General features: G+C 60.8%; 6 protein-coding genes. 3 read left to right on the top strand and 3 right to left on the bottom strand.

Going from position 1 to position 7,742, the window contains the following annotated elements; all coding sequences use genetic code 11:
• The first annotated feature begins 13 nt into the window (after positions 1-13).
• The 3 genes from GV818_RS27520 (at position 14) to GV818_RS27530 (ending at position 3,574) form a co-directional block, all read left to right on the top strand.
• Positions 14-889, top strand: coding sequence for a helix-turn-helix domain-containing protein (locus GV818_RS27520; protein WP_161755425.1), 876 nt, complete (start codon positions 14-16; stop codon positions 887-889).
• A gap of 524 nt (positions 890-1,413) precedes the next feature.
• Positions 1,414-2,688, top strand: a complete 1,275-nt coding sequence (locus tag GV818_RS27525; RefSeq protein WP_161778031.1) for an OprD family porin — start codon at positions 1,414-1,416, stop codon at positions 2,686-2,688.
• A gap of 52 nt (positions 2,689-2,740) precedes the next feature.
• Positions 2,741-3,574: an acid phosphatase gene (locus GV818_RS27530; protein WP_161755429.1), complete on the top strand. Its 834-nt coding sequence runs from the start codon at positions 2,741-2,743 to the stop codon at positions 3,572-3,574.
• Here the strand turns inward: GV818_RS27530 and GV818_RS27535 are convergent.
• The 3 genes from GV818_RS27535 to GV818_RS27545 form a co-directional block, all read right to left on the bottom strand.
• Positions 3,571-4,623 carry a hypothetical protein gene (locus GV818_RS27535; RefSeq protein ID WP_161755431.1) on the bottom strand — a complete coding sequence of 351 codons (1,053 nt, stop codon included), beginning with the start codon at positions 4,621-4,623 and terminating at the stop codon, positions 3,571-3,573. The genes GV818_RS27530 and GV818_RS27535 overlap by 4 nt on opposite strands.
• Positions 4,623-7,061 carry a TonB-dependent siderophore receptor gene (locus GV818_RS27540; RefSeq protein ID WP_161778032.1) on the bottom strand — a complete coding sequence of 813 codons (2,439 nt, stop codon included), beginning with the start codon at positions 7,059-7,061 and terminating at the stop codon, positions 4,623-4,625. Before GV818_RS27540 ends, GV818_RS27535 begins: the two co-directional genes overlap by 1 nt.
• 183 nt (positions 7,062-7,244) lie before the next feature.
• On the bottom strand, positions 7,245-7,742 hold a 498-nt coding region (locus GV818_RS27545; protein ID WP_178125140.1), incomplete at its 5' end, for a 5'-nucleotidase C-terminal domain-containing protein.

A 7,742-nucleotide genomic window follows, 5' to 3' on the forward strand; every position in this document is an offset into this window, starting at 1 on the left:
TGACGCCAAGACCATGCCTGCACTGGATACCCTGCAAGTCTTTCAAGCCCTCAACCGCTCGCCCAATGCTCGCCTGGAGCACAGCGCCGAGCTCGGTGACGGCTTGTCTGCAGCCTTGTGGAGCAACCATCACGACGCCCAGGAGTATGAGGGGCCGAGCCATCACACCCTGTCCTGCTACCTGGCCGGCGGCACCGGCACCTTTCGCCGCGACCAGCCGGGGAGCAAGGGCGGCCCGGGCAAGCTGTGCATCCTGCCTGCCGAACACCAGTCGGCCTGGGTGATCAACGGCGATATCCGCCTGGCCCACGTGTATTTCAGCCCCGAGCAATTCGCCCTGGGCTGCGTCACCCTGCTGGACCGCGACCCCCGGGAAATGCACCTGCGCGAATGCACCTTTCTCGATGACCCACAGCAGACCCGGCATTTTCAGCAACTGATCCAACTGAACTGGGACGAGCCCGGCGAACGCCTGCTCACCAGCAGCCTGGCCCACGAGATGCTCAGCCATGCCCTGCTCAGCCAGGTGGGGCTGCGCCAGGGCCTGCGGTTGAAGGGGGGATTGGCCGCCCATCAGCGGCGACAACTGGTGGACTACATCGACAGTCAATTGGAAACGCCCCTGAGCCTCGGCCAACTGGCTGCCCTGTGCAGCCTTTCGGAGTACCACTTCGCCCGCATGTTCCGCGCCAGCTTTGGCCTGTCGCCCCATCAGTATGTGTTGGCCCGGCGCCTGAACCGGGCCCGGCATCTACTGCGCAGCACTCACCAGCCCCTGGGCGAGATCGCCCTGGCCTGCGGCTTTGCCAGTGCCAGCCATTTCACCAACCGTTTCCGCCAGGCCGAAGGGGGAACGCCTGGAGAGTATCGCCAGGCATTCCTGCGCTGACTTCCACCCCCCTCATATTCACGTTTCCGCCCTCAGTGGAAGCGTGCACGCCTATACGCCTGAATAAGCAGGAGGTGAATAGTCCTTACTTAAACAAGAAACATCTTACACAACAACAAAACTTTCCTTACTTAGTTGCGCAATAAAAACCCACCTTCAAAACACCTTCATATGACACGACCCAAACCCTAATAAACCTTTATCAAATTTATTCAATTAACCACCTATTCACCAGACTGATGATTCTTGTTTAACCACAGACTCACTTTAGTCTCAGCCTCCCGAACCCAGCCATTGCGCAAACATCGAGAAGACACATATAGCAAATAAAACCCGGCCAACCGAAAACACATCTTGGGTAATACTCACGCACACACCACACCAGAAAACCCACTCTTGTTATTCCAAGAGCCAATAACCCATACATATCGAGAACAGGTTAACACTCCCTATAAGCGCTCATTAATAGAGCGGTAATTCGCCTTGATCCGAGAACAACAAAAATAACCACAGAGGACGATCAAATGCCTTCTAGATGCTTGTCACGACAGTGGCTAAACCGCTATCTCCTGCTTTGCGCCTGTACCCTGGCCATCCCGGCAAAGGCCGACTTGATCGACGACAGCAGCGCCCGCCTGGAGCTGCGCAACTACTACTTCAATCGTGACTTTCGCGAGGGCAATGCCCCGAAACGTGAAGAATGGGCGCAAGGTTTTCGACTACACCTCGATTCGGGCTTTACCGAAGGCAGCATCGGGGTCGGTGCCGATGCCCTCGGCATGCTTGGCATCCAGTTGGACTCAGGTTCGGGACGAACCGGTACCGGGCTGCTGCCGGTGGGGCGCGATGGTCGTCCAGCAGACGAGTACTCGAAGCTGGCCCTGGCCGGGAAAATCAAGGCTGGCAAAACCCTGTTCAAACTCGGAGAGCTGGTCCCGCCGGTGCTACCGACGCTAAGACCCAACGACGGCCGCCTGTTTCCCCAAATCTATGAAGGTGGGCTGCTGACCTCGAATGAAATCGAAGGCCTGGAGTTTACCGCCGGGCGTTTCAGTCGAGTCATGCAGCGCAACGCCACGCACTACACGCCACTGACATTGAGTACCGTGAACCGGCGCTTCAAGGGCCATGGCGCCACGGCAGAACACCTCGACCTGGCAGGCGTCGACTATCAGTTCCAGAAGCAGTGGCTCGCTCGCTACCATGTCGCCCAGTTGGAGGATATCTACCGCCAGCAGGTATTCACCCTGGTCAACAAGACCGCCTTGGGTCCAGGTACCTTTAATACCGATCTGCGCTTGAGCCTGACCAACGACTACGGCAACGCCAAGGGCGGCAAGATCGATAATCGGGCCTTACAGGGCTTGCTGGGTTATGCCTACAACGGCCACAGCCTTGGCCTGGCTTACCAGCGGATGCTCGGGGACACCGGTTATGCCTCTGTCCTGGGCTCCGATGCCAACCTGATCAACTTGTCCATACTCGGCGACTTCGCCAATGCCAAGGAACGTTCCTGGGCACTTCGTTATGGCTATGACTTCTCGGCACTGGGTATTCCCGGCCTCGGCCTGCACAGCCGTTATATGTCCGCAAGCCATGCCGAGATTATTGGCACTCGCAAGATCGGAACCGCATGGGAACTGAATAATGAACTGCGTTATGTCGTGCAACAGGGTCCATTGAAAGACTTAAGTATTCGCCTGCGCAGTGCGATCTACCGCTCCAACTATGCACAAAACTTCCTTCGCGACACCGACGATGTACGCCTGATGTTCAATTATTCGTGGGCCATCAAGTAAGCGAACAACCAAACCCCGTGTAAACAATAAAACTCCTGGAGGAGCTATACACATGAAACGCCTATTACCAAAGAGTTTGACCAGTCTGTTACTGCTAACGCTGGTCGATACCAGTATTGCCCAGCAAAGTGCCCCACAGGAAATCATCCCGGAGGCCAGCCCGGGTTACCTGATCGGCTATTTGAGCCACGACGAGTTGCCCAATAGTTTGTTGCTGCTACCGCCACCGCCGGCTCCAGATACACCGGCTTTTTCTCTGGACCTGTACCAGTCTGAAAAGAACCAGGCCTTGCGTGGCAGCAAGCGCTGGGAGTTGGCAATCAGCGACGCCGAACTGAAATTCCCCGCCGCCGCCGAGGCCTTTGCCTGTGCCCTGGATGCTCCGATCAGTGAACAACAGACACCCGCGCTGTACCGGGTCTTGCGCCGTAGCTTGACCGATGCCGGACTGTCGACCTCGAGCGCCAAAGACCAATACAACCGGACACGGCCCTTTGTGTTCCACCAGCAGTCCAGTTGCACCCCGGATCACGAGGCCGCGCTGGCCAAGAATGGTTCCTACCCGTCCGGGCACAGCTCGATTGGCTGGGCATGGGCGTTGTTGCTGAGCGAACTGGCCCCGGAACGCGGCGATGCCCTTTTGGCCCGTGGCCGGGCCTATACGGAAAGCCGCATGGTGTGCAACGTGCACTGGTACAGCGATATCCGCGAGGGGCGTGAGATAGGTGCTGCAACCGTGACGCGCTTGCACAGCAACCCCACCTTCCAGGCTGATTTCGCCGCCGCCAGGCAAGAGTTGGCGGCGGTTCGCGCCAAGGGCCTGACAGCCAACCGGGACTGCGAAGCTGAAAGCCAAGCCCTGGCGCAAACATCCGGTGCTGATTAGGGCGCCAGGGTGATGACCTTGAAAGTATTGGCGTGAAACAGCGGATCCGGCTTCGGTTCACCCGGCGCCGGAGCCGGCTGGGTGAAGTCCATCGCTGCCAGGTAAGCCCGCTGACTACGGGGATCAAACGCCATGTTGTAGGCCATGGGCTGGGTACTGACCGTACCCAGCGCCTGGTAATGGTCGGCATCGAGCTGGGCAATCAGGCTGAGGTTGGCGTCCACCCCGCTGGCGATCAGCAAGCGCCGGGCCTGCGGATCGTAGGCCAGGGCGTTGACGTCCCGGGTGATCGGCAAGCTGGCCTTCAAGGCACCGTTGTCACGGTCAAGCACCAGCAGCATTGGCCGCTCGCCACGACAGGCGACGAACAGGCGTGCGCGCTGTTCATCCTGGGCCAGGGCACTGGGCCGTGGGCAATCGGGATACTGCCAGCGATCCAGTACCTTGAAGCTGCTGGAAGACAGGCGCGCCAGCGTCCCCTCATCGCGCATCGGCAAGAAGAAGCTGCCATCGCCCTTGAGCAACAACGGGTCGATTTTCTTCACCGCCAGTTCATGGGCGGCGGTGATCCGCTGTGCCTTGGGGTCGAATACGAACAGGGTCGAGCGATCGGCCCGACGCCCGCTGACGATGATCACCTGCCCGGTTCTGGGCTCGTACACAGCACTGTTGAGGTTGCTCCGGGTCACTGCGATACGCGTGAGCGGCTTGAGTGTGGATAACTCCACCACCGTCAGGCTGCCGTCAGTGTTGAGGACCAACACCCGGTCCAGTTCCGGCACGAACACCACACCATTGGCGCCGGCGGAATCCTCCAGAGTACGCACGGGCCGCTGCTTATCCACATCGAACACGCTCAGGCCATTGTCCCGTCGGGCAAGAAACAGGTAGGGCCGGGTCGGGTCCAGGGCGATAAAGCCCCAGCTGTCACCGGAGCCCGGCAACTGCGCCGTGTGCTCGCGGTGATACAGACGCTCATCGGCGGGAGCCGCCGCCAGGGCCGCCCCGCACAACGACAGAGTCAGGCACAGCAGACTCAAGGCTTTCATCAGAACTCCAGGGTGCTGGACAACGACACCTGACGAGCATCGCCCATGGACACGAAGAACTTGCTCACCGACGAGGTGTAGTAGGTCTTGTCGAACAGGTTCTTCACGTTGAGTTGGAACTTGACCTTCTGCCCTTCGACCTTGGTGTCGTAGGTGGCGAAGGCATCGGCCACGGTGTAGCCCGGCAGGTCGAAACTGTTGGGCGCATCACCGGCGCGCTCGCCGACATAACGGGCACCGGCACCGACCCGCAGGCGGTCGCCACCGAGCAGGCTGCCAAAATCGTAGACTGCCGACAGCGAGCCGGTGTTCTTGGCCACGTTCTGCAGTTGCTTGTCCTGGTACTGGGTGTCCTTGGTCACCTTGGCGTCGGTGTAGGCGTAGCTGCCGATCAGGCTCCACTGATCCGTCAACTGCCCGGTCAGGTCCAGTTCCAGGCCCTGGGAATGCACTTCACCGGCAACGCTGGTGACGGTCTCGCTGGCGGTGGCGGTGGTCACCAGAACATTGCGCTTGGTGATATCGAACAGTGCCGCGCTGGCCGTGATGCGCCCGGGGATATCCAGCTTGGCCCCCAGCTCCCAGGACTTGGCCTCTTCCGGCGCGATGGAGCCATCCAGCACTGCGGTGCCTCCAGCCAGCATGGCGATGCTGGAGTTGGGCTTGAACGATTCGGTGTAGCTGCCATAGAACGACAACTGGTCGGTGTAGCGGTACACCAGGCCGGCGCGAGGCACGAACTTCTGCCCGTTGCTGTCGGTGTTGACGTGGAACGGCCGGCCTTTACCTGCGTACTGGTCGTACTCCTGGAAGCGTCCACCGGCCACCAGGATCCACTGGTCGGTGAGGTGAATGGCATCCTGGAAGAACAGCGAATCGCTGCGCAGCAGATCGGTCTGGCCGCTGTCCGGAGCGCTGACCGTAGTCCCGGCCACTTCACGGCCATACACCGGGTTCAGGTAGTTGAAAGTGCTCCGGCTTTTCTGCCGGATCAGGTCGGCGCGGTAGATCTTGCGGTACTCGTCATCCAGGCCGAACACCAGGTCGTGCTGCATGCCGCCCAGTTGCACCTTGCCTTCCAGGCTGGCGGTGGCGTAACGATCAGTGGTCAGCGCGCCCTGGGTGCCGTCCATGGTCCGAGTCAGGGTGCCGTTGCTGTTCACCGCGGTCAGGCGCACCTGGCTGGCGTCGTAGGTCTCGCGGTTCCAGCTGTAGCCGAAGTGCGCCTTCCAGTCGTCGTTGAGCTCATGGTCGACCTCGAAGCGATACAGGTCAGAGCGCCCTTCCATGTTGTTGAACGGCTCGTCCAGGCGCCGGCTGGCCGGGATATTCAGCGGGTGCTTGGTCTTGGGATCAATGGCCGTACCGCGGTCGAACGGGGTCAGGAACTCGCGGTGCTCATAGGCCAGCAGCACCTTGGTGCGCTCGCCGTACCAGGCCAGGGACGGCGCCACCAACGATTCGCGGTGGGTGCCGAAATTGCGCCAGTAGTCCTCGTCTTCATGATCGACGATCAGCCGGTAAGCCAGCCCGGAATCACCGATCGGCCCGGTGGTGTCGAGGCTGCCACCGCTGCCGTTCTTGCCTGAGCCGTAGCTCGAGCCGCGCACGGTCAAGGCCGTGGCCTGCTGCAGTTCAGGCTTCTTGCTGACGATGTTGACCACCCCGCCCGGGTCCTGGATGCCATACAGCAGGGACGAAGGCCCCTTGAGCACCTCCACCCGATCCGCCGTGGCATTCAGCGCCCGGCCCTGCACCACCGGCATGCTGTCACGCATGATCGAGCCGTTGCGGTTATCGCCGAACCCTCGCAGCAGCACCGCATCCTGGGTGCCGCCCAGGGTGTTGGTCTGGGTGATGCCGCTGACATTCTTCAGGGCATCATCCAGGTTGCGCGGAGTCTGGTCCCGCAGCACCTGGGCCGGGACCACGTTGATGATCTGCGGAATTTCCTGGTTCAGTGCCTGGGAGCGTGCCACCGAGGTGGTAGCCGGCGGCTGATAGCTGGTGCTTTCATCGAGGCCCAAGGTACTGATGCGGGTGGTGTCCAGGCTCAGCCCGCCGTTCTTCGGCACAGGCTCAAGAACCAGGGTGTGATCGTCACTGCGCCGGTAGGTGAAACCGGAGTTGCCCAGCAGCCGCTGCAGGGCTTGCTCGGCGCTGAGCGCGCCGCTGACAGCCGGAGCCTGGAGGCGGTAAGGCGCTTCATCGGTGTAGACCACACTGATCCCGGTGACCCGGGTGAAATCGCTGAGGGCCTGGGGCAGCGGCTTGGCCGCGATGGCGAAGTTGAACAGCGCCTGGTGTTGCTCACTGCCGGCCTGGGCCGCCAATGCCACGCTCAGGGGCAGCAGCGCCAACCCCGAGACCACCAGCGCCGAAGCGCCGAACCAGCGTTTGACTGAACCATTTGCCGCCGAATTTGCCCTGGACTTCATGCTTGAGACTCGTGTGTAGAAACGCCGTGGATGCGAATGAATCGCACTTTCAAGCAGTACACGTGTCTCGAGTGGAAAAACCTCACCTGTTTTTTGAAAATATTTTCAACGCCGCAAAACCAGGCGCCCGTTAGCCGCAGCAGCGGCTACAGGGCGCGGTTCGGATTAACGTTCCCGTGAGCGTCAGTTGCTCCGCTGGATACGCCCGGCGCTGCTGCTGGAGCCCACTGGCGTGCCCTGCTGGTCCATGTCCCGGAGGTACTGGAGCATGGCGTCCAGGTCGGAAACCCCCAGGTCGCTGCGGTTAGTCCCGCTCTTGAACAGGCTGAAACGATCACCGCCATCCGCCAGGAAGCCGTTCATCACCAGGCGATAAGTGCCCTTGGCCTGCAGCGGCTTACCGTTCAGGCGAATGCTCCCCGGCACCACGCGGCTGTCCAACGGCCGCTTGGCATCCCAGAGATAGCTGAAGCCCTGGGACACTTGCAAGATGCTGGCATCGTCGGCGCCCTTCCATTGCTGGTTGAGCACCTGTTCGATCTGCCGACCGCTGAGGTCGAAGGCGATCAGGTTGTTGTTGAACGGCTGCAGGGTCGCCAACTGTCCGTAGTTGACCTGCGCCTGCCCCGGCTCCAGGGCCAGGTCGCTGCGAATGCCGCCGTTGTTCATGAAGGCGATCTG

The sequence above is a fragment of the Pseudomonas sp. Fl4BN1 genome, from assembly GCF_009908285.1.
Taxonomy (GTDB): Bacteria; Pseudomonadota; Gammaproteobacteria; order Pseudomonadales; family Pseudomonadaceae; genus Aquipseudomonas.

Excerpts from the sequence above, each read along its gene's own strand:
- GV818_RS27540 (WP_161778032.1), bottom strand. The coding sequence starts at position 7,061 with ATGAAGTCCAGGGCAAATTCGGCGGCAAATGGTTCAGTCAAACGCTGG.
- GV818_RS27520 (WP_161755425.1), top strand. The coding sequence starts at position 14 with ATGCCTGCACTGGATACCCTGCAAGTCTTTCAAGCCCTCAACCGCTCG.
- GV818_RS27535 (WP_161755431.1), bottom strand. The coding sequence starts at position 4,623 with ATGAAAGCCTTGAGTCTGCTGTGCCTGACTCTGTCGTTGTGCGGGGCG.
- GV818_RS27525 (WP_161778031.1), top strand. The coding sequence starts at position 1,414 with ATGCCTTCTAGATGCTTGTCACGACAGTGGCTAAACCGCTATCTCCTG.
- GV818_RS27530 (WP_161755429.1), top strand. The coding sequence starts at position 2,741 with ATGAAACGCCTATTACCAAAGAGTTTGACCAGTCTGTTACTGCTAACG.